This is a genomic window from Streptomyces sp. NPDC001502, assembly GCF_042894785.1.
GTDB classification, from domain to species: domain Bacteria; phylum Actinomycetota; class Actinomycetes; order Streptomycetales; family Streptomycetaceae; genus Streptomyces; species Streptomyces kutzneri.
On sequence record NZ_JBIAVW010000029.1, the window covers coordinates 1 to 26,896 of the forward strand.

A 26,896-nucleotide genomic window follows, 5' to 3' on the forward strand; every position below is an offset into this window, starting at 1 on the left:
CGGCGGAAGGCTCCGGTGGAGGCGCTGATGCCGCTGAAGCTGGCCAAGATCGGTGTGCCGCTCGCGGAGACGACCGCGGAGGCGCTCGCGGCGACCGGGATCGACCTGGCCGTGCAACGGCCGGCCTTCACCCCGCCCGAGGCCCTCACGTCATCCCTTCCGGCGACGGGTCGGGACCCGGACGAGTACACAGCTGCGGAGCAGCCCACGAAAGGCCTCTTGGATCCCACGCCACGAGACCTTCCCGTCGAAGATCAGGCCGACGCCGAAGCCGCCGTCGATCCGGAGTTCATGCCGGTGGCGTCGGCAGACGGCGAGGCGTACCCCTTCCCCGGGGAGACGACTGCGGCGCCTGGTCCTGCGACAGAACCGGCGCCCGCCACCGCGGGCGTGACGGATCCGCTTCCCGCGCCCTCCGCGTCGGCGAACGGCGACGCGCCGATGCGCGTAGTCGCGGACGGGAAGCGGTCTGCAGTGCCCGCTCCTACCAGCGAGGACCAGCCATGGCCCACGGAGGTGGCCGACAGCGGTGATGTCACCCCCCGGGTTCCCCCACAGCAGAACACCGAGCCCGGGGCCGACTCGATTCAGCAGCAGATCGAGTTGGTCGCCGGATGGCTGGCCGAGGCTGAGGGCACCGGGGTGAGGCTCTCCGGAGCTGAGACGGCGCGACGTCTGGGGGTATCGCCCAAGACGGGCCAGCGCCGCGTCCTCGAAGCGGCCAAGTACCTGAAGGAGCGCGGGCAGCAGCAGGGACGCGCGCGCCTGAGGTCGGTCGGCGGCTGACCGACCGCCCCCTTTCCTTGTGGCCGCTCACCCTCCTGGGCCGATGGCCGCCCCCGCATCCGCGTCCTCGGCGTGACCGATGCTGCCCTGCCGACTCCGCGCGACCGGTCACGAACACATCGGCCACCGGCCGCCGCATGACCGGTCAAGCTCCGGTACCAGGAGACCGGTCAGGAGCCCGTCGGCCACCGGTCATGATGACGCTTGCCATGGAGCGGGCACGCTTGCCCATGGCTTACCCCGAGGTCGAGCAGGAAATGGGCAAGCCCCTCGACCTGGCTCTTCGACGTTCGGGCAAGCTTTCGGGCAAGCCGGTCCGAGGATCGTCTACGGCACGAGATCCGAAAGGAACGTGCCGTGCACGATGCGCAGCATCCCGCCGCCAGTGGCGGAATCTTCGACCGTCTGGACGCGGACTGGGCCGCACTGTGCGCCGACCCGGCGATCCAGGCGGCCGTGACCGACTGGCTGACAGCCGACCACCTCGCCGACGGCATCGCGGCAGCCACCGGTGTCCGGACGCGCCCCCTGGCTCCCGACCAACTGCTCGCCGCACTCCGCCCGGTGACCGGACGCGTGCCCGATCCACTGACCGACTCCGTCCTGCGGGTCCTCCTGCGCCGCGCGGCCGGCCGTGACCAATCGGCCAACGTCGCCGCCCGCGTCGTCGTCCAGGCGATGATCCCGGCCGCCATCCGTATCACCCGCAGTCAGATCCGCCCGACCTACGGTCGTAGCCGCGACACGGTCGGGCACATGACGGTGGCCGCCCTCTACGAGGTCTGCCGCTCCGGCCGCATCCACCACCGGCCTGGCCGGCCCGCCGCGAACCTCGCACTGGACACCCTGCGCCTGGTCCTGGCCGAACTCGCTGCCGAACAGGGGAGCGGAACCGAGGACCTGTCCGCAGCCGCGGTGTTCGTCGACCCCACACCGGGCCCGTACCGGATCGCCCATGCCCGCGCGATGCGCGCCGCAGCCGCTGCCGCAGGCCTGCCCACCGGCGGACCGGCCGACGAGCACGAGGTGTACGGGGCCCGGATGGAGCTGCTGGAGCTCCTGCTCGACGCGATGCAGGACGGCGCCATCTCCGTTGCCGACGCACGGATTCTGGGCGGCCGCTACCTCGCCGGTGCGCCGGACACGCTAGAGGCCGCCCGTTCCGGCACCACGGCCGGTGCTTGGCAGCGCCGCCGCTCCCGCGCCGTGACCCGCCTGCGCACTTCGCTGCTCCGGGCCGCGGCATGACCCCCTGACTCTGTCCCGGCCACCGTTCACGCCTCCCCTGGAGATGCACCGTGCCCGCATCCGCCCCGCAACCCCTGGACACTGACGAGGAACGCGTCACCCGCGCCCAGCAGCTGCTTGTCCGGCTCGGCGCAGCCCTCGTCCTGCACCCCTTCGACACGCGCACCCACGACCAGCTACTGACCTTCCTCTCCCACGACGTCGACGCGGTCCGCGCCTCCCTGGCCACGCTTCAGCAGCGGCCCGAGTCGGAACTCCGGCGCCGGATCGCCGAGCTTGCCGGCCACAGCCTCCACCCGGCCGGAGGCGCGGCATGAGAATCCTGCGATCCGGCCGGCGCCGGACACCCGGCACCACGGCCACGGCCACGGCGCACGAGCAGGGCAAGCGGCCACCTGTCCGCCCGGACAAGGAACCGGTGGGCGGCTGGTCGACGGGCGCCCAGGCCAACACCACGAACCTGCTGCGCTGGGCGGCCTGGGGCCTGCTCGTCCTCGGCCCGTTCATCGGCACGATGGCCTACCTCGCGCCACCGTCACAGGCCGGCCCGGCCGAGCCCGAGCCGACGTCCTCAGCGGCGCCGGCCGCCGGCGGTCAGGGAGCCGCCGGGTTCGCCACCCTGTTCGTGGCCTCCTGGCTGTCGGCGGGAGAAGGCGACCAGAACAAGCTCGCCGCCTACTACCCGCCCGCAGCCAGTCTCCGCTTCGAAGGCCCCTCAGGCCGCCGGCACGGCGAGCAGCTGACCGTGGTACGCCTGCGGCAGACCGACCACACCGTGTGGTCGGTGACCGTCGCGGCCCGCGTCGTCCCGGTCCGGCCCGCCTCTGCCAAGCCGTCCACGGAGCCGGGCACCGCCGGTTCAGAGAAGGTCTCCGACGGCGTGCGGTACTTCCAGGTCCCCGTCGCCACAGCGGCCGGAACACAAGGAGCCACCGCATACACGGCGCTGGCCCTGCCCGGCGAGGTCACGGCCCCCGAGCGGGCCGCGACGCCGGATCTCATCTACGGGCCCATGCGCCCCGCCCTCCCCTCCGACCCCCGCACCCAGGCCGTCACCAGCTTCCTGACCGCCTACCTCACCGGCGTCGGCGCCGCCGAACTCGACCGCTACCTCGCCCCCGGCACCCAGCTGGCTCCGATCACCCCGGCCCCGTACAAGGGCATCGCCCTCGACCAGCTCGCCATCGAAGGCGAGCAGGGCAGCGAGCCGGGCGTCACGGTCCCCGGCGACGGCACCACGCTCCGCGTCCTGGCTGTCCTGCGCGCCACCGAGCACGACGACGTGCGCGTCCCACTGGCCTACGCCCTGACCCTCAACGCCCGCGCCGGCCGGTGGGAGATCACCAGCCTCGACGGTGCCCCGACCACCGCATCCGAAGCCGCGGCCCCTGCCCCGGCTTCACCCGGCCCTGTGACCCCGACCAACTGAAGGAGACCCGCAACATGAACGACACCCTGTTGCTCGCCGCCGGATGGCTCCAGACCGGCGGAGGCATCGGCGGCGACATCAAGGACCTCATCTTCGACATCGCGATCCCCTGCCTGTGCGGGGCGTTCGTCGTGTTCATCGGATGGAAGACCAAGGCTCCCGGCCCGACGATCATGGCCGTGATCTTCGCTTCGATCGTCTGGGGCGGCGCCGCGAACATGGAGGGAGTGCTCAAGGACAAGACCGTTCAGGACATCAAGAAGTACGACACTCCGCCCGCCCCGAAGGGCGACAAGTGACCGCATACCCGGACGACTCCGAGGGCTCCGAGGCGATCGGCCGCTGCTACACCAAGGCCCGCCGCGCACCCCTGGTCCACGGTGTGATCCGCGACGTCAACGGGGGGCGCGGGATCCGCCTGCCCGGTGGCCCCTACACCCTCACCCAGCTCGCCGGGATCGTCTCCACCGTCGTCGTGCTCGTGCTGACCCGGCCGCTGTGGGGTGGCCACGGCGCCCTCGATGCCGCCGTCGTGATCATCCTGCCGTTCGCAGTCGCCTTTGGGCTGCGCCACCTCCACGTCGACGGCCGCAACCCGGCGGCCGCCCTGGTGAGCGTCGCGGTGATGCTGGGCAGCCCCCGCTGGGGCACCTTCCGCGGCCGCCCTTACCGCTCCGTCGGCCCTCTTCAGGCAGAGGCCCTCGTCCACCTCGTGCCCACCCCGGCAGCCCGCCCCCTCCCCGACACAGCGGTCCCGGCCGAACCCGAAGAGGTCCGCCGGCCCCGCACTCGACAGCCGGCCGCAGCCCTCCCCTTCGCAGGCTCCGGCGCGCCCGTGGCCTCAGGGGCCCAGGCCCTGCTCGCCCGCCGAGCGGCCACCCGATCCAGACTGGAGAACTAAGACGATGCGACTGCCCATTCGGCACGTAGAGGGGAACCTCGTCTTCACCACCCACGGCACCGCCTGGGCGATCTGGCGGGTGGCCGCCACCAACTACAGCCATGCGCCCGCAGTCGCGAAGAAGCGCCGGCTTCAGGCACTCGAAGGCCTGTTCAAGTCTCTGACCGGCGAGCCCATGCTCATGTCCTTGTGCCCCCAGGTCGATCCGATCGCCGTCGTCCGCGCGATGGTGGCCGACGTCGACCTGGCCCGGGCACCGCGCTACGAGCGCCTGGGCCACGCCGTTCTCGACCAGCTGGAAGCGATGGAGCTGACGGGTCGCAGCGACTGGCTCGCGATCCCGCTGCCGCCCCTGTCCAAGCAGGATGCCGTCCGCTCCGCGTTCCACGCGGCGAAGGCGGAAGTCGCCGTGCAGCTGGGCCTGATGCCCGCCGTCGTCACCCGCGCCGAGGTGGAGCGGCGCAGCGAACAGGCGCAACGCCTTCAGGCGCAGTGGCCGACAGGGGTCGCCATGCAGCCGGCGACCGAGGCGGAGATCCTGTGGATCTACGGGCACTCTGCCCGTCGGGGACTCTCGGAGCCGTTCCTGCCGGACGGCACCGAGACGCCGGTCCGCGGCCGCGGCCGTACCGTCGCGGCACTGGGCGAGATCCTCGTGGCCGAGGGCGGCGCCGACTTCACCGAGCGCAAGCCGCTGCCGGGCAACCCCTTCACCCGCCGCTTTCTGCAGATCTCCAGCGAGTGGGGCGACTCCTACCAGGCGCTTCTGGCCCTCTCGGAGATGCCGGAGGCGTTCGCCCTGCCCGGCGCGGCCTACCTGCAGCAGCTGGACGACCTCGCCTATCCGGTCGACTGGACCGCCCGCCTGGTCGTCGTCCCCGGCGCGAAGGCGGAGCCGAAGGTCCGCAAGCGGGCCCGTCACCTGAAGGCCCAGGCTGCCGAGTACGAAGGCGATCCGGCCGGTCCACCCGCCGTCGTGGCCCGAAACCAGGCCGACAACGAGGAATACCACGACCGGCTCACCTCCAACCGGCGCGAGGTGGAGATCCACGCCATGGTCACCCTCGCCGTCTGGGGGAGCAGCCCGGACGACGCCATGGACCGCGCGGCCGCCCTGGCGAGCGACTTCGGCTCCACCGACTACACCTTCTCCCGGCCCGTCGGCGAACAGGCCGGCCTGTGGCAGGCCATGCTGCCCGGCACCCGTACCCCTCGTGTCATGACCGGCTACGCCCAGATCCTCCTGGCCCGGGACTTCGCCATGGCCATGCCCTGGTGCGGCTCCCAGCTCGGAGACGAACGCGGTGGCCTGTACGGGCTGCAGGTCGCCTCCGGCGGCGCCCGCCCGGTCCTCATCGACCCCGCCCGCGGTCCCCGCGAGAACGCCTCCGCGTCCATGGCGTTCATCGGCGAGCTCGGCGCCGGCAAGTCCGTGGCGATGAAGTCGGCCGTCTACAACGTCCTGGCCCGCGGCCAGGTCCTGGGCCGGCCCGGCAGCCGGGGAAGAGCCGTCATCGTCGACCGCACCAAGGACGAGGAGTGGGCCCGCTTCGCGCAGGCCTGCCCCGGCACCACCCAGCTCATCCGCATCGACCAGAAGGCCGAGGTCTCCCTCGACCCGCTCCGCCTGTACGTCAAGGACAGCCCCGAGGTCGCCGCCCGCTTCTGCGAGTCCTTCCTCACCCTCCTGCTCGGCGTACGCCCGATGGACCTCGAAGGCGTGGCGCTCTCGGAGGCCGTTCAGGCCGTCCTGGAACGTCCCGAGCCCTCGATGCGCGCCCTGATGGAGGAGCTCGCCACACGCGGCGCGGGCGACCCGGCCGCACACGGCCTGGCCCGCAAGCTCGCTGCCGTCGCCCGCAAGGACCTGGCGAAGGTGGTCTTCGACGACCGGCTGCCGACAGTGGACACCGCCCGCGCGGACACGGTCGTCTTCCTTGTCAATTCCCTCGGCCTGCCCAAGAAGTCCGAGCTCGCAAGTGAGCACCGCATCGAGCGGCTGGAGTTCGAGAAGGTGCTGGGCCGGGCGCTGATGTACCTGATCGCCGCGGTCTCCCGTGAGACGGCGATGCGGAGCAGGGACGAGTTCGCTGTCACCGTCTTCGACGAGTGCTGGTGGCTGACGAGCTCGGACGAGGGTCTGGAGCTGCTGCTGGAGCTCGCCCGTGACGGCCGCAAGCGCAACTCGGCCGCGTACGTCGGCAGTCACGACGCGGACGACATCGGCCCGGCCGACTCCGAGAAGGGCGCCATCGTCCGCGGCCTGATCCCGCACCGGCTCCTGTTCCGGCAGACCAGCCGCACCCTGGCGACCCGCGGCCTGGACTTTCTCGGCGTCGATTCCTCCGACGCCGACCTGCTCGACCTCGTCACCACCGGTCTCTCGCCCCTCGGCCTGCCCGAGGACCAGCGGATCGCCCGCGCGGGGGAGTGCCTCTACCGCGACCTCGCAGGCCGCATCGGTCTCATGAAGGTCGTCATCCCCATGGACAAGGCCATCGAGAAGGTCATCCACACGACCCCCAACGACGACCGGATCGCGGCATGAGAAGAGGAGTTCCGGGCTGGCGCCGACTGCGGCTGCTGGGCACTGCCCGGCTACGCCTCGCACTCGTCATGGCAGCGATCGCGGCGACCGCCATCACGATGCTCACGTCACTGCCGGCACTCGCCGAGCCCACGCCCTCCCCGAGCTCCTCGATCGCCGAGCCCACGCCTTCCCCGAGCCCGTCGACCGGCACGGGCCTGCCGCCCGTCGTGGGGGAACGCACTCCGACGCCGGAAGAGATCAAGGAGATGGAGGAGCTGCTCGCCGAGCTCAACGAGCGGATCTCCGAAGACCTGCAGGATGCGTTCCTCAATGCCGGAGCGGAGCAGATCCGCAAGCAGCTGCCCAACGAGGGCGGCATCATGGCCGTCTTCGACGTGACCGACCGCAACGGCGTCCCGATTTCGGTGTACTCGGCCAAGACCGGCACCGGCACCGGCACCTGGACGGATTGGGGTCCCGGCATCAGTGACTACTTCGCCGACATGTTCTTCATGTGCGTCAAGTGGGCCATCGCCTTCTGCTGCTGGCTCATCGGCTGGAGCCTGAGTTTCGGCCTCGCCAAACTCCTCCTGACCCCCGTGGCGTCCGCCGCCAGCGGGCTTCACGTCCAGGTCATCCTGCAGATGGGGTTGCCCAGCCTCTTCCTGGCCGTGTGCGGGCTGATCACCGTGGCCCGCATCCTGTTCGGTGACCGGGCCAAGGGATGGGGCGATGCCGCCCTCTCCCTCCTCCTCGCCGCCCTCACCACCACCCTGCTGGCGTCACCTCCGGATACGCTGATCGGTCCGGAGGACAGCGCACTTGCCGTCACCAGGGGCATGGCCCTCGAAGTCGCCGACATCATCCTGGACGCCAAGCCCCACAAGACGGAGGACGACCGAAGGGACGCGGCCAAAGAGGATTCGGTCAGCCCCACGTCGCTCTCCCGCCCGTTCAAGAACGAGCTGACCGATGCCTTCGTGGTCAAACCCGCGATGCTGTTGCAGTACGGAAGGGTTTTCAAGGGCGACTGTGCGAAGAAGTATGCCGACACGAAGATCTCCCAGATCGCCTACGACCGGCAGGTCGCCAAGTTCGTCGACAAGCTCAGGAAAGCCAACCAGCTGCAGGCGGCCTGGAACCCGTTCGGCGCTGTGATGACCGAAGCGGTCCTGTGGGCCAAGGCCGAGAAGTTGGCGGCCGCCCGGCTCGGCATCTCACCAGTGGCTCGCTTCGAAAAGGAGTGCGTCTCGGGCGACGCCGAAGCTGTCAAGCGGGCCACCATCGACAAGGTCGGCGGCGCCCTCTTCCTCCTCATCGCAGCCCTCATCGTCACCGTGCTGATCTGCGGCCTGTCCGGCAGCTTCCTCCTTGCCCAGTGCCGCATCGCCTGGGACGCCGTACGCGCCGAACCCGCCCTCGTGGCAGGCCTCGTCCCCGGCGCCGGCCGCGCGTTCTTGTGGAACGTGTGTACGTCCATCCTTCACTCACTCGGCAAGCTGTTCGTCTCCGTGATCGGGCTCGCCGTCCTCATCCTGATCATCCAGGCCGTCCTCGATCCCGGACAGCAGGACGAGGCCTGCAAGGACCTGGCGGACGCGGGCTGCATGGCACGCCCGGGCGACCTCACCTTCCGGTTCCTCGTGGTGGACATCCTCTGCATCGGCGCCGTCATGAAGCGAAAAGCTCTCGCCGCCCGTTCCCAGCGGGTCGCCAACAACCTTCTCGCCAAGCTGTCCGCCAGCCGCATCGGCGGTACCGACGGATCCATCTTCACCCCCGCCGCCACCCCGATTCCCAAGAACCGCACCATCGTCCGCACTACAGCGCGCGGTGCCGTACGCACCGCGATGGTCGGCATCTCCCTCCCCACCAACCCGGCCGCCGCCGTCGCCTACGCCGCCTCTACCAAAGTCAACCCCACGGCCGATCTGATGAAGCGGCTCAAGCCCAAGGGCGCCCCGTGACGAAGCCGATCAAACGGTTGATGGCCGGCGGGGCCTGCCTGGTCGGGTTCGGGCTCATCCTGTTCTGCGCGTTCGTCGCTCAGGCTTTCGCTCTCCGCCAGAGCGAGGCGGAGGCGGAGGCGGCTGCTGCCGCCGCCCGGTGCGGGACCGGCCGGCCCGGTACGGACTCCGACACCGCCCAGATCGCCCGCCAGGTCAAGGCCATGGTCGACGGCAGTACGGACGTCAAGGTCTCCGGGCTGTCCTCGCCCCAAGAGCAGATAGCCAACGCCAAGGTGATCGTCGCGACGGGCGCGCAGAAGGGGATCCCGCCCCGCGGACAGATCATTGCGCTGGCCACCGCCCTGCAGGAGTCCACCCTGATCAACCTCGATCACGGCGACCGCGATTCGCTCGGCCTGTTCCAGCAGCGGCCATCCCAAGGCTGGGGGACCCGCGAGCAGATCATGGACCCTGTGTACGCGTCCACGAAGTTCTACAACGGCCTGACCTCGTTGAAGAACTGGGAGCAGATGCCTCTGACGGTGGCTGCCCAGAAGGTGCAGAAGTCCGCCTTCCCGGAGGCCTACGCCAAGCACGAGCCGCTCGCCACCGCGCTGCAGCAGGCCATCGGCCCTACCCTCGGCGCTGCACCCGGCGGGGTCGCTCCGGCTTTCCCCGGCATCGGCGGCGGCATCGTCCCAGCCGGGTGCACCAGCCGGCAGACCGCCGACTTCGGAGACGTCCCGCCTGGGACCGTGCCTGATGGCTATCAGATCCCCGCGACCGCCCCGCCTCAGGTTCAGAACGCGATCCGCTGGGCGCTCGACCAGGTCGGCACCATGTACCAGTGGGGTGGCAGCTGCACGAACCCGCACGGAACCAACCCTGCAGAGCGGTGCGACTGTTCGTCTCTGACCCAGCGGGCCTACGGCGTCGCGGGCGTGGAGATCACCCGCACCACCTATACGCAGGTACACGACGGGCGCGGTGTCCCGGCGAGCGCCATCGCCCCCGGCGACCTGCTCTTCTTCCGCGGCACGGCTGCCGTGCCCGAGCACGTGGCTATGGCCATCGGGTACGGGTACGTGGTGCACGCACCAGGGACGGGCAAACCGGTCAAGATCGTCAAGGAAGGCGACCTCATCAGAGACATCGGCCCGATCCTCGCCGTGCGGCGTGTCGTCGGCTGAGCCCCGTGCCGTCGGCGGGCCGCACGGCGGTGCAGGTGGTAAAGGCATCGCAAAATCCGGTGCCCGGGTGTCTGGTTCGGCCGCCGGACCTCACTTGGCCCTGGTGAAGGGGCTCTTTCCGCAGACCAGGAGGCACTGTGCACGACACCGCCGTACCCCGCAGTGCCGCCGCCGGCCGGCCGGCATGAACGAGATGCTCGCCCGAGCCCTTGAGGCGCTCACCCCCGCCATCCCGTACGTCGCCGCCGTCACCCCTGCGGCGGCGGCCTGCTGGATCCGGCTGGCCTTCCGACGCGCGCGGCAGGTACAGGAGGCGCTGGCCGACCGGGTGCTGGTGGAGACCGTACCGACGGTCGCCTTCGACCCGGGCGAGGTGGAGGTCGGCAGGTGGGCGCGCCAACTCGGCAGTGTCCACCACGCCGCTGGCGGTGTCCCGGCCCGTGGATCCGCGGTGAGGGTGCGCTACACCGCTGTCGACGGCAAGATGCGGTGCTTCCTTGAGGGGCCGGCGGCCGCGGCCGCCGTGCTGGCGATGCCCGGGTTCGCCGAAGTCGAGATCCGCGGCCCGTCGCACCCGGACCGCCCGGACCGGCAGGACCGCCCGGACCGGCAGGACCGCCCGGTCGGGCAGGGAGCCGGTCATCTTCACGGGTCCCACCGGGGCGGTGGCGGTGCCGTGAGCCCCTCGGTGCCCCTCACGAAGCCGCAGGCTTCTTCCCGGACCGCGGGCTCAGGCCGCTCCCGCCGCCACGTGGAGCAGGTCGAGCTGGTGCTCGCGCGGTCCGACGAGAAGCCGCTCGCCTCGCTCGGCCTGAGCCCCGATCCGCTTCGGCAACTGGCCACGGCCATGGCCTCGGTCCGTACGAACGAGGGCGAACGGGCCGACGCCGTTCTCGACCTGGTCCCCGTCTCGGAGCGGAGCCTGGACCGGAAACGGCGTCGCCTGAGGGCCGGTTCCACGGGCCGGGCCCCCTCCGCGTACGGCAGGTCGCCCACCGGCGGCCCGGTCTGGGCAGCGTTGCGGCGATCGGCGGCCTCGGCGTGGAGCGGCGGAGCCGGTGCGGGCGGGAGCCGCGGCGAGGGGCCATCCGGAAAGAGCGACCCGCGTGAGGGTGCCGGCAAGTTCGGCCCCGACACCGGTGCCGTCTTCGCCGTGCAGATCCTGCTGCGCACCGAAGCCGCTCACCCTCGGACGGCGCCGGCCCGCATGCACCAGTTGCTCGCTGCGATGGCCATCACCTCGGCAGAGAACCACCTGGAGGTTCACCGCCCGCGTACCCGGTGGGCCGTCGCACGGTTCGAGCGGCGCTTCACCACGGGCGAATTCTCCCCGGCCAAGCGGCAGTGGATGACGGTGCCCGAGCTGGCCGGCTTCCTCAAGCCGCCGACCGCGACCTGCCGCTCCTCCGGTGTGATGCGGTCCGGCGGTCCGGCTCCCCCGGCCCCGACGGACCTCCCCGAGCTCATCGAGATACGTGAATTTTTGACAAGCGGATGCATTCGGTCTTCAGCCACCCGCGCTCCGCCCTCGCCCGTGCGGGGCGGGAATCGCAAGGATGGATGAATCGACATGTCCGGAACCGCGTGAAGGGTCGGCGTCGGAAATCCGGACACGAGCGGGGTAACTCGTAGGACTCCATTCGAATTTCCTTCATCGGGGGACGGAAAATGCCGGTTTGTACGCAGCGTGTGCGTGTGTACTTCACTAACCCCTTTCGATGTTGGCCGAACTCTGCGTAACGTATGGGAACAGTCCGGCCGATCGTTGCGGATGGGGTTTGTGCCGTTGTTGCAGGGCAGGGGTGCGCCCGTGTCGATCGATGATCGCTTTTTGCAAAGGGGAGGCAGTGGTACCCATGGCACGACTTGATCAGTCCGGCTGGAACCGCAGCCGAACGGTCCCGTTATTCCTCACTCTCTGCATGGTCCTCACCTCCGCGTGCACGTCGTCGAGCGGCGGCGAAAAGGAGAAGGCCGGGCCGGCGACGCCCCCGGCCTCGGCCAGGCCCAGCACGGCGACACCGCCGGATCCGGCCGAGACCGCGAAGGCGGAAGCCCTTTCCGCCTACAAGGGGTACTGGACGGAGATGCCGAAGGCCCTTTCGGTCCGGGCGATCGAAGGTACGGACCTGAAGCGATATGCCGCTGCCGAGGCGCTCAGCAAGGCCGAGGTGAGCGTCGGCAACCTGAAGAGGAACGGGCGGATCACGACCGGGGAGCCGGTAGTCACCAATTCCACCGTGACCGCTGCGGAGCTGGAGAAGAAGACCCCGAACGTCTCGGTCTCCAGCTGCCTGGACATTTCGAAGTGGAAGATCGTCGACAAGCAGACCGGAGAGCCTGCCCCCGGGGCTTCCAGCCCGGTGAGCAGGTACGTCGTCGTCAGTCTCATGGAGCGTTGGGACGGCGCGTGGAAGGTGCTCAAGGACGACCTGCGCGCGGACCAGCCGTGCTGACTGCCCGTCACGCCGTGCTCGCCGTGCCCTTCGTGGCCTCGCTCGCGTTCCCGGCCGCAGCTGCGGCACAGCCCCTGTGCGACATCGGCCAGATCTGTCCGATCGTCGAAACGCCCGCAGACCCGGGCGGAGTCCGTCCGCCCGGTGGCGGTGATGGTGGCGGGGGCACCGGTGGCGGGAACAGCCGCTACACCTGCACCTACACGCTGGCGGATCCGCAGCCCTCGGACGACAGTGTGCTGTGGGGCTCCGGCGGTCGGCAGCCCGGTGTCTCGATGTACATCGAGGACTGCCTCGACAACGAGACCGGGTGGAGCGACGTCAAGAACATCTTCACCACCGCGCCTCCGGGTGGCGGTCCTGTGATCGACCCTGCGGTGGTCGCTCAGCAGGCGGTGGACCGGATGCTCCTGCGTGGTCCGCAGATCGGTATCACGCCGAAGCCGGAAGGTACGGGTGTGGTCGGGATGCCGGTCTACATGTGGACGGCGACGGGCCCCGAGACGTACGGGCCCAATGTGGCCTCGGCAGCGATCGGTCCCGTTTCGGTGACGGCCACGGCCCGGGTGTCGAAGATCGTCTGGAACATGGGCGACGGCCACACCGTCACCTGCACCACGGCCGGTACCCCCTACAAGGCGGAATACGGCAAGACACCGTCCCCGGACTGCGGGCACCGCTACGACCGGCCGTCGTCCACCACCGGCTCCGGCCGGTACCACGTCACCGCGACGTCCACCTGGTCGATCGACTGGCAGGTCACCGGCGGCGCCCAGGCCGGCCAGCTCACCGAGGTCCGCACCAGCGCCGTGGACATCACCGTCGCCGAGGTCCAGGTCCTCAACTAAGTACCGATTGCACTTCCCCGAGAGGCAGTCTCCCGACATGCAATCCCCTGTCGCCCCGCCGGCGCCGCGCACGGCCGGTCCGCGCGCCGAACTCCCCATCACCACGACCGCTCCCGTGAAGAAGCAGCGCCGCTACACAGCGGCCGCCCTGTGCACGGTCCTGGCCATTGCGGCGGCGCTCGGCGCCGCCGCGGCGGTCTCCGCCGTCGGCGAGCGCGCGAAGGTACTGGCCATCGCCAATGACGTCCCCGCCGGACAGCCGCTGACCGATGCCGACATCAAGGTGGCCGAGGTCTCGGCCGACGCCGCCCTCACCCCGATGCCGGCGGCCGACAGGGCCTCGGTCATCGGTAAGCGCCCCGCCGTCGACCTCCGCAAGGGCGGCCTCCTCGTGGCCGGCCAGCTCCAGCCCGGCACCGGCCTCGGCGACAACAAGCAGCAGGTCGGCGTTCAGGTCAAGCGCGGCCAGGCCCCGGCCGGAACTCTCGTACCCGGCGACAAGGTCCTCGCCGTCACCGTTCCCGCTCAGGGCGAGCAGCCTGCGGGCAAGGACGCGGAAGCACCGCCCACGTCGGTGAAGGCCGTCGTGGTCGCGGTGAGCCGCCCGGACGCCTCCGGCGCCGTCGTGGTCAACCTCGCGGTCGCCCCCTCCGACGGCCCGCTCCTGGCGACCCGGGCCTCGGCCGGACGGATCGCCCTGATCCGCGACGTCCGGAGCCCATCATGACCGTCACCGCGCTGGTCAGCGCCAAGTCCAGCGGGGTCACCACCAGCGCCCTCGCGCTGACGCTCTCCTCCAGCCGCCCCTCTCTCCTGGCCGAGTGCGATCCGGCCGGGGGGACCATCAGGGCCGGCCTCTTCCAGGGGCAGATCTCCGCCGGGACCGGCCTCTACCATCTCGCCGCCGCCGCGCGCGCAGGCGAAGACGCCCTCGCGCAGGCTTTCGCCGGCCACCTCGTCCGTCTGGACGAGTCCGGCCACCGCCAGCTCCTGCCCGGCCTGACCGATCCCGGCCAGGCACCCGCGATGGGCCGAACCTGGCCCACCCTGGCCCAGGTCATGCGCGTCCTGTCCGACGAAGGCGGATACGACGTCGTCATCGACGCCGGCCGCCTCGCTCTGGAATCCGGACACCTCCACCCCACTCTGACCCCCGCCCCCCTGCTCCACGGCGCCGACCTGGTCCTGCTCGTCGTACGCGCCACCGACCAGTCCCTCGCCCTGGCCCGGCAGGTGACCGACCCACTGCGCACCGAACTCATCGAGCGCGGCTCCGGTGCCGACGCCCTCGGCATCCTCCTCATCGAGGAGGGCCCCCGCCGTGCGCACGAGGTCGGCGACGCGCTGCGGCTCTCCGTCATGGCCGCACTGCCCTGGGATCCGCACACCGCTGCCCACCTGGCAGGCACCGGCCGGGCGCCGCGCGCGGTGAAGAAGTCCGCACTGCTGCGCAACGCCCGAAGCGCCATCGACCAACTTCAGGCGGCTGCTTCCCGCCGCACCCTGCACCGGAGGTACCCGCCCGCGGCTCCCGGAGCCACCACCGCCCGCCTGGCCGGGGTGCTCCAGCGCCTCAACCAAGAGGCGATGACAGGTGGCTGACACCCAGCAGCGCCCCAGCCCCGGCGGCCCGGCCGTGCGAGGGCCCGCCGACATCACCGGCCTGCTCACCGGTCGGATCGGACCTGCGCGCGCTCCCCGGCCCGAGGACGCCCCGGCATCCGGTCCGCTGCCTCCCGTGCCGGCAACGCCGACGGCCACAGCCGGCCCGGTCGCCGTGCCGAAACTGGCCGGGCTGCCCGGCCGGCTCCCGGTGGGCTGGGAGGTGGTCGAGGCCCTGCAGGCGGAAGTCTCCGCCACCCTGTCCGCCGAGGACCCGAGCCGACTGCTGGAGGAGGACGACCGCCGCGCCCGCGCCCGTTCCCTGGTCACGCGGGCGGTCGCGGACTGGGCCACCAAGTACGCCCACGGTGCCACCCCGCTCACGGCGGAGGAGGAGCACGCCGTCGGGACGGCGGTCTTCGACGCGATGTTCCGCGGCGGTCGCCTTCAAGGGCTACTGGACGAGCCGGGCGTCGAAGACGTCATGGTCGACGGGCTGCGCGCGCACATCGAGTACTACGACCGGCCGCGCCGCAGCATCGAGCGGGTCGCCGACTCCCACGAGGAGCTGATCACCTGGGTCAACCGCATGGCCGGCCTGTCCGGTCACGGCGAACGCGCCCTGACCCAGTCGACCCCCATGGTCGGTTTCCGCATGCCCGACGGATCCCGCGTCACCGCGAGCCTGCTGACCACCCGCCCCTCAGTGGTGATCCGCAAGCACCGCATCAGGCAGCACGGCATCGACGAGCTCGTCCAATGGGGCTCGATCAACCCCCTCCTCAAGGCCTTCCTGGTCTCCTGCGTCCAGGCCAAGCTGAACATCCTGGTCGTCGGCGACATGGGCGCCGGCAAGACCAGCCTGCTGCGTGCTCTGGGCAGGGAGATTCCTGCCTCGGAGCGGATCGTCACCCTGGAATCGGACCGGGAGCTCTACCTCGACGAACCGGGACCCGCCGACAAGCCGGGGCCGGTCACATTCGCCTTCGAGGCACGCCAGTCCAACGGCGAGGTCCGCGGCGGGGGAGCAGCGGGCGAGGTCACCATCAGCGACATGTTCCCGACCGCCCTGCGCTTCAACGCCAGCAGGGTGATCGTGGGAGAGGTCCGCTCCGACGAGGTCCTGCCCATGCTCCAGGCCATGTCCGCCGGCGGCTCCGGATCGATGTGCACCCTGCACGTTCGCCGCCCCCACGCGATCGTCTCCCGCCTGGTGCAACTGTGCACCGAGGCCGGAATGCAGACCGAGGCCGCCCACCACCTGATCGCCTCCTCGATCGACGTCGTCGTCTACCTCACCTACCGCGACGAGACCGCCATCGGCGGCCGCCGCCACCGCTTCGTCTCCCACCTCTACGAAGTTCACGACGCCGTGGGCGAAGGCGGCCGCCCCACCACCAGCGAAATCTTCGCCCCCCACGGCAGCGAGCCGCGTGCCGTCTACCGCACCATGCCCTCGTTCATCGACGCCCTGGAGCGCACCGGCTCTTTCGACCGCCGGTGGCTGACCCACAACCCCGAGGGTGCCTGGGGCCCGGCCCTCCGACTGGCAGGCTCACGGTGATCCCCCTTACGCCCGGGACCCACAGCGAGACGCGACACGCCCGCCACCGTCGCCGCCACCGTGGCGTTGCCCCGGCCCATGGCGGGACCTGCCCACACGCTACGGGGGAACCGATGACCGCACACACCAGGGAGGCCCGGTGAACTCCGCCCAGCTCACTCTCGTCGCAGCCCTCTGCGCGGTCGTCACGGTCCTCGCCGGCCTGGCCGCCGTACGCGAGTTCCGCGGCCGGACCGTGGACCCGGTCAGACCCCTACCCCGCAGGGCCGGCCGCATCCGTGCCGTGAAGGCCGGCCTCCCCGAGACCTGGCAGCACCGCTGGCGCGCCCTGGTCACCACGGCCGGCATCACCGCCCTCGCCGTGTGGGCCTGGACGGGATGGCCCGTCCACGGCGTCCTGGCCGGCGCCGCCGTCCTCGGCTTTCCTTTCCTCCTCAACCCCGGCACGGCCGCTGAACAGCGCATCGAGCGCCTGGAAGCAGTCGGCCAGTGGCTCAACGGCCTGGCAGGCATCCACACCGCGGGGATCAGCCTCGTACAGACCATCCGTGCCAGCACCCGCCATGCACCCGCACCCATCGCCCCCCACGTACGGGCACTGGATGAGCGGCTGCGCTCCGGCATGGATGCCAAGGCCGCGTTCGCGCACCTCGCCGACGAGCTCGGCGACGGCGTGGCCGACCACGTCGTCCTGCTCTTCCAGTCCCACGCCGTGAACATGGGCCCCGGCCTGTCCACCGCGCTGGAGGCACTCGCCGTGACGATCCACCAGCAGGCCGCCGACGCCCGCGACATCGAGTCCGACCGCGCCAAGATCCGTAAGAGCTCACGGATCGTGTCCGTCGTCATCTGCATCGTGTTCGTCGGCTGCATGCTCAACGAGGCCTGGTCCGCCTGGTACCAGTCCCCCATGGGCCAGATCGCCCTCGCCGTCCTCGGCGGCCTGTTCGCGTGGACGCTGTCATGGCTGCGCCGGGCCGCTGCGAGCAAGCCCGACCCGCGCCTCCTCAACCCCCTCCCCGCGGCCGACACCACACCCCTCCTCGGAGGCATCCGGTGATCCCCATCGAAGCGATCCTGCCCGCTGCGGCCGCCGGCGCCCTCGCCGGGCTGGCCGTTCGCGCCCTGCACCCAGGTCGCCCCGACCTGGCCTCGGCCCTGGACCGGCTCGACGCCGACCACATCGCAGGCCTGCCCAAGTCCACCGCCGCCACCACAGGTTCCCTGCCGGAGAAGGTCGGCACACGCCTCCTCCCGGCGTTCGGCGAGCGGATCACGCTACCGGTGCGGGACCTGAACCTCCTGCGGATCAGCCCGGCCGAGCACCTGGGCAAGCGGTTCCTGTTCGCCCTCTACGGGCTCGTCCTGCCCCAGCTCGCCACCGCACTCCTCGCGGTGCTCGGCGTCACCCTGCCCTTCGTGATGCCCGTCGGAGCATCGCTCGGACTCGCGGGGCTGTTCTGGCTGTGGGCAGGCCAAGAGGTCCGCAAGGAGGCCGCAGCCGCCCGCCTCGTGGTCCGGCACGCCGCAGCCTCCTACCTCGACCGTGTGGCCCTCGCCCGTATCGCCAACAGCGGCGCCGCCCAGGCTCTGACCGATACGGCAGCGGTGGGCGACGGCTTCATCTTCGAGCGGATGCGGCAGGCCTTCTACGAGGCCGACCTCGCCGGGGTCACCGTCTGGGACGCGCTCAAACAGCTCGGCGAGGAACTCGACATCCCCGAACTCACCCGGCCCGCCGACACCCTCGCCCTCGCAGGCGACGGCGCGGCCGTCTACACCACCCTCCAGGCCCAGGCCCGCCAGCTGCGCGTCGCGATCCTCGCCGACGCCAAAGCCCAAGCCAACGAAGCGAGCACCGCGATGGTGCTACCCGTGACCTTCGCCGTGCTGCTCATGCTCGTCTTCGTCGTCCTGCCGCCCGTCGTCAGCATGTTCAACGGCTAGAACCAAAAGGGAGAACAATCATGGACCTCCGCGCCCTCACCACCCTGCTCGCCGCCCGCTGGGAGCGCCTGAAGAACGCCGGCGACGTCGGGCAGACCTCGGCCGAGCTCGCGGTGATCGCCGGTGTCGTCATCGCCGTTGCCATCGCCGTGGTCGCCGCGATCAAGACGTTCACCGACGCCAGGATTCCGCTCATCAGCGGCTGAACCGACTACCGGCGAGGAGGGAACAGAGTGAGAGGCCAGGCCGGCAGCCGGTGGCGGCGCCCATGGGCGCGCCCGTGCCCGTGGCTCGAAGGGGACCGCGGCTCGGGAAGCGTCGAGCTCGCCGTCCTCGCTGTCGTCGTGCTGTTCCTGGTCTTCGCCACGATCCAGACCGGCATGTACTTCCACGCCCGCAGCGTGGCACGCTCGGCGGCCACCCAGGGGGTGGAGGCCGGACGTCAGATCGGCACCGGCCCTGGAGACGGCGTCGCCCAGGCCGAGCAGCTCCTTGCGAAGTACAACAGCGTGCGCGGGGCGAGTGTGTCCGCGGACGGAAGCGGCGCGGAGCGGATCCGCATCACGGTCCGCGGCACCGTCGCCACCCTTGTCCCCGGCCTCGAACTCGACGTCGTCCAGCACGCCGAGGCGCCCGTCGAACGCTGGAGCACCCCGTGACAAGGCCGTCGCGCCGGAACTGGAGATCCGACCGGGGCAGCTACTCCGTCGAGACCGTCATCCTCGCGCCGGCCGTCATCGCCCTGATGCTCCTCATGATCGCCTTCGGCCGGGTCACAGACGCCGCCGGCGCCGTCGACTCCGCCGCGCGCGCGGCCGCGCGCGCCGCCTCCCTCGAACGCGACGCCGGAACCGCTCAGGCCGCCGGGGCAGCCGCGGCCGAACTCAGCCTCACCGGAGAAGGGGTCCGCTGCACCTCCTCCAGCGTCTCGGTCGACACCTCCGGCTATTCCCTCGACCTCGGCCAGGAAGCCACGGTCCAGGTCACCGTCGCCTGCACCGCACCGCTCGGCGAGATCGGACTGCCGGGCCTGCCCGGATCCCGAACCCTCAGGGCCTCCTGGACCAGTCCGATCGACAGCTACCGAGGCCGCCAGTGATCATCACCCCCCCCAGCCGCAGGGCCCACCTGCTGCCCGGCCGGACTCGTTCCGACCGAGGATCGCTGTCACCGTTCTACGCACTCAGCGCCCTCGGCATCATCATGATCATGGGGCTCCTCGTGGACGGTGGCGGAGCCCTCAACGCCACCAACAAGGCGACCGGCCTCGCACAGGAGGCCGCCCGTGCCGCCGGCCAGCAGCTCAACATCCCCGCAGCTGTCGAGGGCAGCGCGATCACGGTGGACCCGGATGCCGCCGTCGCCGCCGCGCAGGGCTACCTCGCCGCCCGGAACGTGACCGGCTCGGCAACCGTGACCGACGGCGGACGGCGCCTTGAGGTCACCGTCCACGACAGCTACTCGACGCTGTTCGCCCAGTTCGTGGGTACGTCGAGGATCAGTGTGTCCGGTACGGCACACGCCCGACTGCACACCCGAGCCGAAGGCTGAACCGACCCATGAGCCCGACACCTCTGCGCACCGCCGGCCGCCTGCTCCGCGCCCTGGTCGGCCTCGTCGTCCTGGCCGCGCTGGTGGCCGGCATCCCGGTTGTGCTGCTCGCCATCGGCCACCAACCCACTCGCCTGACCGGCGGCCTGGACCTGCTCACCCAGCAGGACGACGGTCAGTTCTTCCTCACCGTGCTCACTTGTATCGGCTGGGCAGCCTGGGCCGCATTCACACTCTCGGCCGCGATGGAGGCCATCGCGCTGCTGCGTGGGCGCAAGGCACGCCGGATCAAGGGCCTGGGAGGCCTCCAGTCCCTCGCCGGACTCCTCCTCGGCGGGATCGTGCTGCTCGCCCCCACCGCTGCCTCGGCCGCAACCACCGGACCCGCCGTCACCGCCACCGCCCTGCAGACCGCGCACACCGCCGACAGCCAGGCACCGACCCCGGACTCCGCCGTCACCCCGAAAGAGACCTGGCCCACGCACACCGTCACCAGCACCTCCGAACTCCCTTGGGACTTGGCGGAGGAGTACCTCGGCAAAGGGCAGAGGTGGAAGGACATCGCGGCGCTCAACCCCGACATCTCGCAGCTGGTCGCCGGAGACCAATTCCTGCCCAAGGGCGCCGTCATCAGGCTCCCCGCGGACGCCCGCCTCGCCCCGCCCGCCGCCGCACCTACGACCGCCCCGCCCCCTTCGGACGCGAGCCCGCCCGTGCAGCGGACCGGCACCGGGAACGACGGCACGGCCGGCACCCCGGCCGCACCGGATCAGCCCGAGCACGTCACCGTACGACCTGGCGACAGCCTCTGGTCCATTGCCGATGCCCACGGCGACCCCGAGGACTGGCCCGAGATCTTCGAGGCCAACCGGGGCGAAGCCCTCCCGGGGGGCGGCAACTTCGACGACCCCGACTTGATCATTCCGGGCCAGGAACTCGACCTGCCCAGGGCCAGGGTCCCGCACCCGTCTCCCCCGGCGACTCCCGAGAAACCGGCCGGGAAACCTGCCGACCCCGCCCCTGTGCCGGCCCCGCCGACCGTACCGGGCCCGGTCGCCCCCGCCCCGTCCACCACACCGTCGGCCCCCGCGGCGTCCCACCGGACGCCGTCCGGCGTCGAGCAGGTGCCGGAGACCGACCAGGCCTTGGCCCCGGCCGCTGTATGGGCAGGAGCAGGAGCGCTGGCCGCCGCCCTGGTCGGCACGCTCGCCACCCGGCGTATCCTCCAACAGCGCCGCCGTCGCCCAGGCCGCCGAATTCCGATGCCCGAAGGCCGAGCAGCCGCCACCGAACAGGGCCTGCGCGCCGCCCAGCACCCCAGCGGCTTTGAACTCCTCGACGTCGCACTGCGCAGCCTCGCCCTCAACCTTGCCGCCGTCCACCGCGAACTGCCCATCGTCACCGCGGTGGTCTTGCACGAGAGCAAGGTCGAACTCCACCTTGAGGGCGACTCGGTGCCAGTGAAGCCGTTCACGGGCGCAGCGGGCCGCACAGACCTGTGGACATGCTCCGCATCCAGCCCCGACCTCGCCGGACAGGAGGCCCTCCAGGGGGCCGAAGCTCCCTATCCGGCTCTCGTCTCCCTGGGCTGGGACAGCGCCGGGCACCTGGTGCTGGTCGACCTCGAACACGTCGGCACCCTCCACCTCGACGGAGACCCGGACCATGCGCGCCACGTGTTGCAGGCCGTAGCCGTCGAGCTCGCCAGCACCCCGCTTCCCGGACACCTGGAGATCACTGCCCTCGCCGGTACCGCACCAGGGCTCGACGCAGCCGCCCCCGAACGGGTTGTCCGCATCCAGGAGACCGAGGAGGCCACCGCCGAGCTGACCGGCCACATCGAGGATCAGCGACGCGCTCTGGCCGCCATCGGGGCCTCCGGCATGCGGACCGCACGCCTCCTGGACGACGCGGGCGGCGCGTGGACCCCCCACATCCTCTTGGCCCAAGATCTTCCCGATGACGCCGACGTCGAGGCACTCTTGACCGCCCTGGCCACCGAACCCCGGGTGGCCGGCGCAGTCATCACCTCCAGCACCCGGCTCCGGTCACCGTCGGGGGGCTGGTCGCTCAACTGCCAGAGCCGGAACGAAACGGTGCTCCTGCCGGGCTCCCGTCTCCCTGTCAAGCTGCAAGGGCTCAGCGATCAGCACTTCGCCGACGCGATCGAGCTGTTGACCCTCGCCGCCGGCGACGCCGACGCGCAAGCACCCGAATGGCTGGACGCCGTCCTCGGCGAGAACGGCTCCACGGAGGGCCAGGCAGACGGGGAGCGGACCGACGGACCAGCAGAGGCCGTCACCTTCGAGGACGTGGTGAACGCCGGCGGCGAACCGGAGGCAGCAGAGGACCCGGCAAGCGACGGGGATCCCGCGCCCCCTGCCGTCGACATGGCCAAGATCGCCCCCCAGCCGCCGGTGGAGCCGGAGCCGGCCGCCGGCCCCACGCTCGCGGACCTCTTCGCGGAGGTCGGCGCAGGCCCACTCCGTGCCGCCGACCACCCGGAACCGGTTCCCGCACGGCCGGCACCCGAAGCGGCCGCCACCCGGACATCCTCCGCCGATCTGCCCGGCGGCCCCTGGTCGGTGGACGCTTCGCTCGCCCCCACCCTTCCCCTTCCCCCAGGCACCGTCGGCCTTGCCCCCGAACCGGTCGCCACCGCGCCGAGAGTGCTCCTGCTCGGCCCCGTCGGCATCACCGGAGCCACCGGCCGCATCGACTCCAACCGGCTCAAGATCGGCACGGAACTCGTCGCGTACCTCGCGCTGGCCCCCGGCGTCGACCACCACGCCATCGACGACGCCCTCTGGCCCGGCCGCCGGGTCAACAAGGAGATGCGCAACGCGACGATCTCACGCACCCGATCCTGGCTCGGCAAGGACACGGACGGCAAGGCCCACCTGCCACGTGTCCAGGACACCGGAGACAACCGTTACCGCCTCGGCCCTGCCGTCACCAGCGACTGGGCAGCCTTCCAGGGCTACGCCCGCACGGGCCTCGCCCACCACGACGAGGACGGCGACCTTGCACTGCGCAGGGCCCTCACCCTTGTCCGCGGACGGCCCTTCGCAGCCATCGACCCCCAGCGCTACGCCTGGGCCGAGCCTGCGATCCAGGAGATGGTCTCGGCCGTCGCCGACATCGCGTACGAACTCTCGACCCGACGCCGAGAGGCAGGCGATCCCCCCGGCGCACTCTGGGCAGCCCACCAAGGGCTGCTTGCCGCCGAAGAGAACGAACTCCTCCACCGGCAGGTCTTCCTGGCCCACCATGCCGCCGGTGACTTCGCCGCCCTGCGCGAAGCCGCAGCGCGCCTTGTGCGCATCAACGAGCAACTCGGCGGCGGCGTCGACATGGAGTTCGAGACGGCCCAACTCCTGCGTACCCTGCTGCCCCAGACACCTGTGCGGCGCTGAGCTGCGGACAACCGGAGTCGGCAACCAAAGAGGGGAAGCCGTGAGGAGTTCATGCGTGCGGGCCGGATCGGGAGTGCTGCGTCCGCGGCCGCCGCGCGTTCACCGGGACGGGTAGTCAGGCAGCGGCCGGGCGGAGTCGGACGGGCAGAACCTGGTGGCCGTTGCTGATCAGCGAGCCCAGCGGCCGGAGCTGATCGGCGGGGACTGCGAGTTCAAGCTGTGGGAAGCGGCCGAAGAGCAACCGCAGGCTCGTGGCGATCTCCAGTCGGGCGAGCGGCGCTCCGAGGCAGAAGTGGATGCCGTGCCCGAACGCCAGGTGGTCTTTGCCGACGCGGCTGATGTCGAAGGTGTCGGCGGTCTCGCCGTGCCAGCCCGGATGGCGGTTGGCCGCGGCGTAGGAGGCGAGGATCGCCTCCCCCTGGGCGATGGTCTGCCCGTCGGGCAACGTGATGTCGGTGACGGCGAAGCGCATCGGGAGGTGCTTGACGGCCGGCTCGAGGCGCAGGGTCTCCTCGACGACGTCGTTCCAGTCGGCACGGCCGGCGAGGACGTGGGCGAGCTGCTCGGGGTGGGTCAGCAGCAGGCTGATGGCCTGGTCGATGACGTTCACGGTGGTTTCGTATCCGGCGCTGATCATCAACAGGAGGGTGTCGCGGAGCTCGGCGTCGGACAGGCCGCGCCCGTCCCCGTCGTCGTCGCGGGCGGCGATGAGCAGGGAGGTCATGTCCTCGCCCGGCTCGGCGCGCTTGGCGGCGATGAGCCCGTCCAGGGCCTGGTAGAGGCGGGCGGTGTTGGCGGCCTGCTCGTCGGAGCTCCGGGTGGTGTCGAAAACGCCGTCGACGACGGCACGGAAGCCTGTGCGCTGGTCGGCGGGCACGCCCATGAGGTGGCCGATGACGGCGATCGGGAGCGGGTAGGCGAGGCGCTCGCGCAGCTCGATGGTCTCCCCGGCGGGCAGGGTGTCGAGGTCGTCGAGGATGGCCGTGACGATGTTCTCGACGACGCCGGCGAGCTCGGCGACGCGGCGAGCGGAGAACGCCGGTGCGATCATCCGGCGCAGCCGCCTGTGATCGGAACCGTACGCGGTGAACATGTTGCTCACGCCCACCCACAGGGCCAGAGGCCATGTCTGTACGACCTCGCTGAACGTCGGCCAGTGGGCACGGGCGTCCTTGGACACGTCGGGGCTGGTCAGCAGGTTCTTCAGGAGGGCTGGGTCGGTGACGGACCAGGCGGACACCCCGAGGACGTCCACGCGGACCGCGGATCCGTGGCCGCGCAGCTGCTGGTGCTCGCCGTGGTGGTCGGCGCCGGTGGGGTCGAGGACGATCGGAGCGGTGGACTGCGGTGCCATCGGTACTCCTTCAGGCTGCGATGGGGGCGGGGAAGAGGACCGGCAGATGGGCCAGGGCACGGTGGAACGGGCCCGGACGCCACGTCAGGGCATCGGGCGGGCAGGCGAGGTCCATCTCGGGCAGGGCATCGAGCAGGTGGGTGATGGCCGTCTCGGCGATGAGGTAGGCATGCGAGCGCGCCGGGCAGGCGTGCGGGCCGGTGCTCCACGACAGGTGGGCCCGGTCGCCGGAGCCGCCCGTCTCGCCGAGAGCGGGGTCGTTGTTGCACGCCGTCATCGAGATGACGACCGGCTGGTGGGCGGGCAGTACGACCCCGTCGACGTTGACGGGCTGGGCCGGGTACGAGACGCAGTAGTTCGCCAACGGCGGGTCACGATAGAGGACCGTGTCCAGGGCTTCCCGTACGGAAGACCCGCCGGCGTGCACGTCCGCGGACAACTCCTCGTCGGTGAGGAGCTTGAGGACCGCGTTGGCGATCAGGTTGGTCAGAGGCTCGATGCCCGCGCCGTACAGCGTGACGAGCTGGTGTGCCATCTCGCCATCGTCAAGACGCGCGGAGTGCCCGACGAGCCGGGAAGTGATGTCGTGGCCGGGCCGCTGACGACGCAGGGAGACCAGGTCGGACACCGCTTGGGCGAGGATCCGATTGCCGGCCGCCGCGTTCACGCCGTCGAAGATCTTCGCCATGCCGTCGGCGATCCGGTGCCCGATCTCGTCCGGGCAGCCCAGCAGCGCACTCAGAACACGGAAGGCGATCGGCCACGCGAACTGCGACAGCAGGTCGGCTCGGCCCGAAGGGCGGAACTCGGCAATGGTGTCGGCAGCAACCTGTTCGACCAGGGCGTGCAGGTGGTGCTGGTCGACGGCGTCGAGGGCGGCCGTGTTCGCAGCCCGGTAGCGGGAGTGCACGGCACCGTCCGATCGCAGCGCGTTGGGCCGCCACTCCATCATCGGCCGCACGGGGCAGGTGTCGGGGATCGCCCGCTCCCACATGCGGGGGTCGGCGGGGAAGCGGAGCTCGTCGTTGAGGATGTGCCGGGCCTGCTCGTAGCCGATGACGAGGGTCGCCGGCACACCGGGAGCCAAGTCGACGGGGACGAGCGGACCGTGCGCGGCACGCATCCGGGCATAGGCGGCGTGCGGGTCGGCGGCGAACTCCGCCTCGTAGAGCGCGATGCGCGGCGGTGGTGCGATGCCGAGGGCGGCTGTGGTCACGAGCGGCACTCCAGGGGGCGCAGGGAGCGGGAGGTCAGGTAGTTGACGAGTTCGATCAGTGCCAGGTAGCCGGAACGGCCCACCCGGGCGTCGCATTCGGTCAGCGGTGTGCTCCCGTCCAGGGCCAGGGCCTGGCGAATCTCTTCGGGCGGATGGCTGGGGGATCCGTCGAAGTTGTTGATCGCCACCGCGTACGGGGTGCCCTGGTCTTCCAGGAGGGAGAGGTGCTCGTGGGAGGCGTCCAGGTCGCGGGTGTCGGCCAGGACCAGAGCACCGAGCGCGCCCTCGGTCAGATTCCGCCACAGGGGCCGGAACCTGGTCTGGCCGGGGGTGCCGAACAGGTAGAGCACCAGCGCATCGTTGATGTGGATACGGCCGAAGTCGACGCCGACGGTGGTCGTCTTCTTCTGCGGGGCGCGGGCCAGGTTGTCCACTCCGGCGCTGGCCTCGGTGATCAGCTCGTCCATATGCAATGTCGGCACCTCGGAGACAGCACTGACGAAGGTGGTCTTGCCGACACCGAACCCGCCCGCGATGACGATTTTCGCAGAGTGGACCGCGGTGGTGGGGGACAACTCAGATCTTGGCTTGTAGACCACGGAGCACCTCCCTCAGGATGTCGATCTCAGGCTGACCGTCACGAGCACGCTTGGGGATGGTCAGGTGACCGCTGTCCATCAGGTCGCAGACAAGGATGAGGACCGTGGACGGGGGCAGGTTCAGGACGGCGGCGATGTCGGCCACCGCCAGGCCGCCCCGGACACCGTGGGCCAGGGCCAGCACCCGGCGGTGATCCGGCCTGAGCCTGTCGGCAGGGCCGGTCGCGGCGAGCACCAGAGACTCCAGGCGCACGTCCGGACGAGTGGGGCGGACGCGCCCGCCGGTCCGCACGAAGGGCCTGACCATGTC

General features: G+C 71.0%; 26 protein-coding genes. 22 read left to right on the forward strand and 4 right to left on the reverse strand.

The annotated features are described in order from the left end of the window. Window positions 1–27 precede the first annotated feature (27 nt). From ACFY0D_RS34880 to ACFY0D_RS34985, 22 genes are all read left to right on the forward strand, one after another. Window positions 28–786, forward strand: a complete 759-nt coding sequence (locus ACFY0D_RS34880) for a hypothetical protein (RefSeq protein ID WP_390801927.1) — start codon at window positions 28–30, stop codon at window positions 784–786. 357 nt (window positions 787–1,143) lie between these two features. Further along, window positions 1,144–2,034, forward strand: a complete 891-nt coding sequence (locus tag ACFY0D_RS34885) for a hypothetical protein (protein ID WP_390801928.1) — start codon at window positions 1,144–1,146, stop codon at window positions 2,032–2,034. A 50-nt stretch (window positions 2,035–2,084) separates the two neighbouring features. Further along, complete coding sequence (locus tag ACFY0D_RS34890) at window positions 2,085–2,351, forward strand: hypothetical protein (protein WP_390801929.1); 267 nt, start codon at window positions 2,085–2,087, stop codon at window positions 2,349–2,351. After that, a complete protein-coding gene (locus tag ACFY0D_RS34895; RefSeq protein ID WP_390801930.1) occupies window positions 2,348–3,463 on the forward strand; it encodes a conjugal transfer protein in 1,116 nt (371 codons plus the stop codon). Before ACFY0D_RS34890 ends, ACFY0D_RS34895 begins: the two co-directional genes overlap by 4 nt. A 14-nt stretch (window positions 3,464–3,477) precedes the next feature. Further along, window positions 3,478–3,762 carry a hypothetical protein gene (locus tag ACFY0D_RS34900; RefSeq protein WP_390801931.1) on the forward strand — a complete coding sequence of 95 codons (285 nt, stop codon included), beginning with the start codon at window positions 3,478–3,480 and terminating at the stop codon, window positions 3,760–3,762. Beyond that, on the forward strand, window positions 3,759–4,364 hold the full coding sequence (locus ACFY0D_RS34905) for a hypothetical protein (protein WP_390801932.1): 606 nt from the start codon (window positions 3,759–3,761) through the stop codon (window positions 4,362–4,364). The genes ACFY0D_RS34900 and ACFY0D_RS34905 overlap by 4 nt, the downstream gene beginning before the upstream one ends. 4 nt (window positions 4,365–4,368) lie before the next feature. Next, window positions 4,369–6,912, forward strand: coding sequence for an ATP-binding protein (locus ACFY0D_RS34910; RefSeq protein WP_390801933.1), 2,544 nt, complete (start codon window positions 4,369–4,371; stop codon window positions 6,910–6,912). Beyond that, window positions 6,909–8,861: a hypothetical protein gene (locus ACFY0D_RS34915; RefSeq protein ID WP_390801934.1), complete on the forward strand. Its 1,953-nt coding sequence runs from the start codon at window positions 6,909–6,911 to the stop codon at window positions 8,859–8,861. Before ACFY0D_RS34910 ends, ACFY0D_RS34915 begins: the two co-directional genes overlap by 4 nt. Before the next feature lie 20 nt (window positions 8,862–8,881). Continuing rightward, the gene (locus ACFY0D_RS34920) at window positions 8,882–10,033 is read left to right on the forward strand and encodes a C40 family peptidase (protein WP_390802024.1); all 1,152 of its coding nucleotides are present in this window, start codon (window positions 8,882–8,884) and stop codon (window positions 10,031–10,033) included. A 184-nt stretch (window positions 10,034–10,217) separates the two neighbouring features. Further along, window positions 10,218–11,597: a hypothetical protein gene (locus tag ACFY0D_RS34925; RefSeq protein ID WP_390801935.1), complete on the forward strand. Its 1,380-nt coding sequence runs from the start codon at window positions 10,218–10,220 to the stop codon at window positions 11,595–11,597. Between the two features lie 358 nt (window positions 11,598–11,955). Beyond that, window positions 11,956–12,489, forward strand: a complete 534-nt coding sequence (locus ACFY0D_RS34930; RefSeq protein ID WP_390801936.1) for a hypothetical protein — start codon at window positions 11,956–11,958, stop codon at window positions 12,487–12,489. Continuing rightward, the gene (locus tag ACFY0D_RS34935) at window positions 12,483–13,337 is read left to right on the forward strand and encodes an ATP/GTP-binding protein (protein ID WP_390801937.1); all 855 of its coding nucleotides are present in this window, start codon (window positions 12,483–12,485) and stop codon (window positions 13,335–13,337) included. The genes ACFY0D_RS34930 and ACFY0D_RS34935 overlap by 7 nt, the downstream gene beginning before the upstream one ends. Before the next feature lie 37 nt (window positions 13,338–13,374). Next, complete coding sequence (locus ACFY0D_RS34940; RefSeq protein WP_390801938.1) at window positions 13,375–14,064, forward strand: SAF domain-containing protein; 690 nt, start codon at window positions 13,375–13,377, stop codon at window positions 14,062–14,064. Further along, window positions 14,061–14,939, forward strand: coding sequence for a hypothetical protein (locus tag ACFY0D_RS34945; RefSeq protein WP_390801939.1), 879 nt, complete (start codon window positions 14,061–14,063; stop codon window positions 14,937–14,939). Before ACFY0D_RS34940 ends, ACFY0D_RS34945 begins: the two co-directional genes overlap by 4 nt. Next, window positions 14,932–16,503 carry an ATPase, T2SS/T4P/T4SS family gene (locus ACFY0D_RS34950; protein WP_390801940.1) on the forward strand — a complete coding sequence of 524 codons (1,572 nt, stop codon included), beginning with the start codon at window positions 14,932–14,934 and terminating at the stop codon, window positions 16,501–16,503. Before ACFY0D_RS34945 ends, ACFY0D_RS34950 begins: the two co-directional genes overlap by 8 nt. Window positions 16,504–16,642: 139 nt before the next feature. After that, a complete protein-coding gene (locus ACFY0D_RS34955; RefSeq protein WP_390801941.1) occupies window positions 16,643–17,563 on the forward strand; it encodes a type II secretion system F family protein in 921 nt (306 codons plus the stop codon). Beyond that, entirely contained in the window at window positions 17,560–18,450 is an 891-nt protein-coding gene (locus ACFY0D_RS34960; protein WP_390801942.1) for a hypothetical protein, read from the forward strand. Before ACFY0D_RS34955 ends, ACFY0D_RS34960 begins: the two co-directional genes overlap by 4 nt. 20 nt (window positions 18,451–18,470) lie before the next feature. Further along, entirely contained in the window at window positions 18,471–18,656 is a 186-nt protein-coding gene (locus ACFY0D_RS34965; RefSeq protein WP_390801943.1) for a hypothetical protein, read from the forward strand. Window positions 18,657–18,683: 27 nt separating this feature from the next. Next, window positions 18,684–19,109 (forward strand): TadE/TadG family type IV pilus assembly protein, encoded by a 426-nt coding sequence (locus ACFY0D_RS34970; RefSeq protein WP_390801944.1) that lies wholly within the window; start codon window positions 18,684–18,686, stop codon window positions 19,107–19,109. Further along, window positions 19,106–19,549 carry a TadE family protein gene (locus tag ACFY0D_RS34975; RefSeq protein WP_390801945.1) on the forward strand — a complete coding sequence of 148 codons (444 nt, stop codon included), beginning with the start codon at window positions 19,106–19,108 and terminating at the stop codon, window positions 19,547–19,549. The genes ACFY0D_RS34970 and ACFY0D_RS34975 overlap by 4 nt, the downstream gene beginning before the upstream one ends. Further along, complete coding sequence (locus tag ACFY0D_RS34980; protein WP_390801946.1) at window positions 19,546–20,001, forward strand: TadE/TadG family type IV pilus assembly protein; 456 nt, start codon at window positions 19,546–19,548, stop codon at window positions 19,999–20,001. The genes ACFY0D_RS34975 and ACFY0D_RS34980 overlap by 4 nt, the downstream gene beginning before the upstream one ends. Before the next feature lie 8 nt (window positions 20,002–20,009). Beyond that, entirely contained in the window at window positions 20,010–23,417 is a 3,408-nt protein-coding gene (locus ACFY0D_RS34985; RefSeq protein ID WP_390801947.1) for a LysM peptidoglycan-binding domain-containing protein, read from the forward strand. Between the two features lie 115 nt (window positions 23,418–23,532). Here the strand turns inward: ACFY0D_RS34985 and ACFY0D_RS34990 are convergent, their stop codons facing one another. From ACFY0D_RS34990 to ACFY0D_RS35005, 4 genes are read right to left on the reverse strand one after another with little or no spacing between them, the layout of a single operon-like run. Next, the gene (locus ACFY0D_RS34990; RefSeq protein ID WP_390801948.1) at window positions 23,533–24,771 is read right to left on the reverse strand and encodes a cytochrome P450; all 1,239 of its coding nucleotides are present in this window, start codon (window positions 24,769–24,771) and stop codon (window positions 23,533–23,535) included. A gap of 10 nt (window positions 24,772–24,781) precedes the next feature. Continuing rightward, a complete protein-coding gene (locus tag ACFY0D_RS34995) occupies window positions 24,782–25,987 on the reverse strand; it encodes a cytochrome P450 (protein ID WP_390801949.1) in 1,206 nt (401 codons plus the stop codon). Continuing rightward, window positions 25,984–26,586: an ATP/GTP-binding protein gene (locus tag ACFY0D_RS35000; protein ID WP_390801950.1), complete on the reverse strand. Its 603-nt coding sequence runs from the start codon at window positions 26,584–26,586 to the stop codon at window positions 25,984–25,986. Before ACFY0D_RS35000 ends, ACFY0D_RS34995 begins: the two co-directional genes overlap by 4 nt. Beyond that, a complete protein-coding gene (locus tag ACFY0D_RS35005; protein ID WP_390801951.1) occupies window positions 26,564–26,893 on the reverse strand; it encodes a DUF742 domain-containing protein in 330 nt (109 codons plus the stop codon). The genes ACFY0D_RS35000 and ACFY0D_RS35005 overlap by 23 nt, the downstream gene beginning before the upstream one ends. Between the last annotated feature and the right edge of the window lie 3 nt (window positions 26,894–26,896).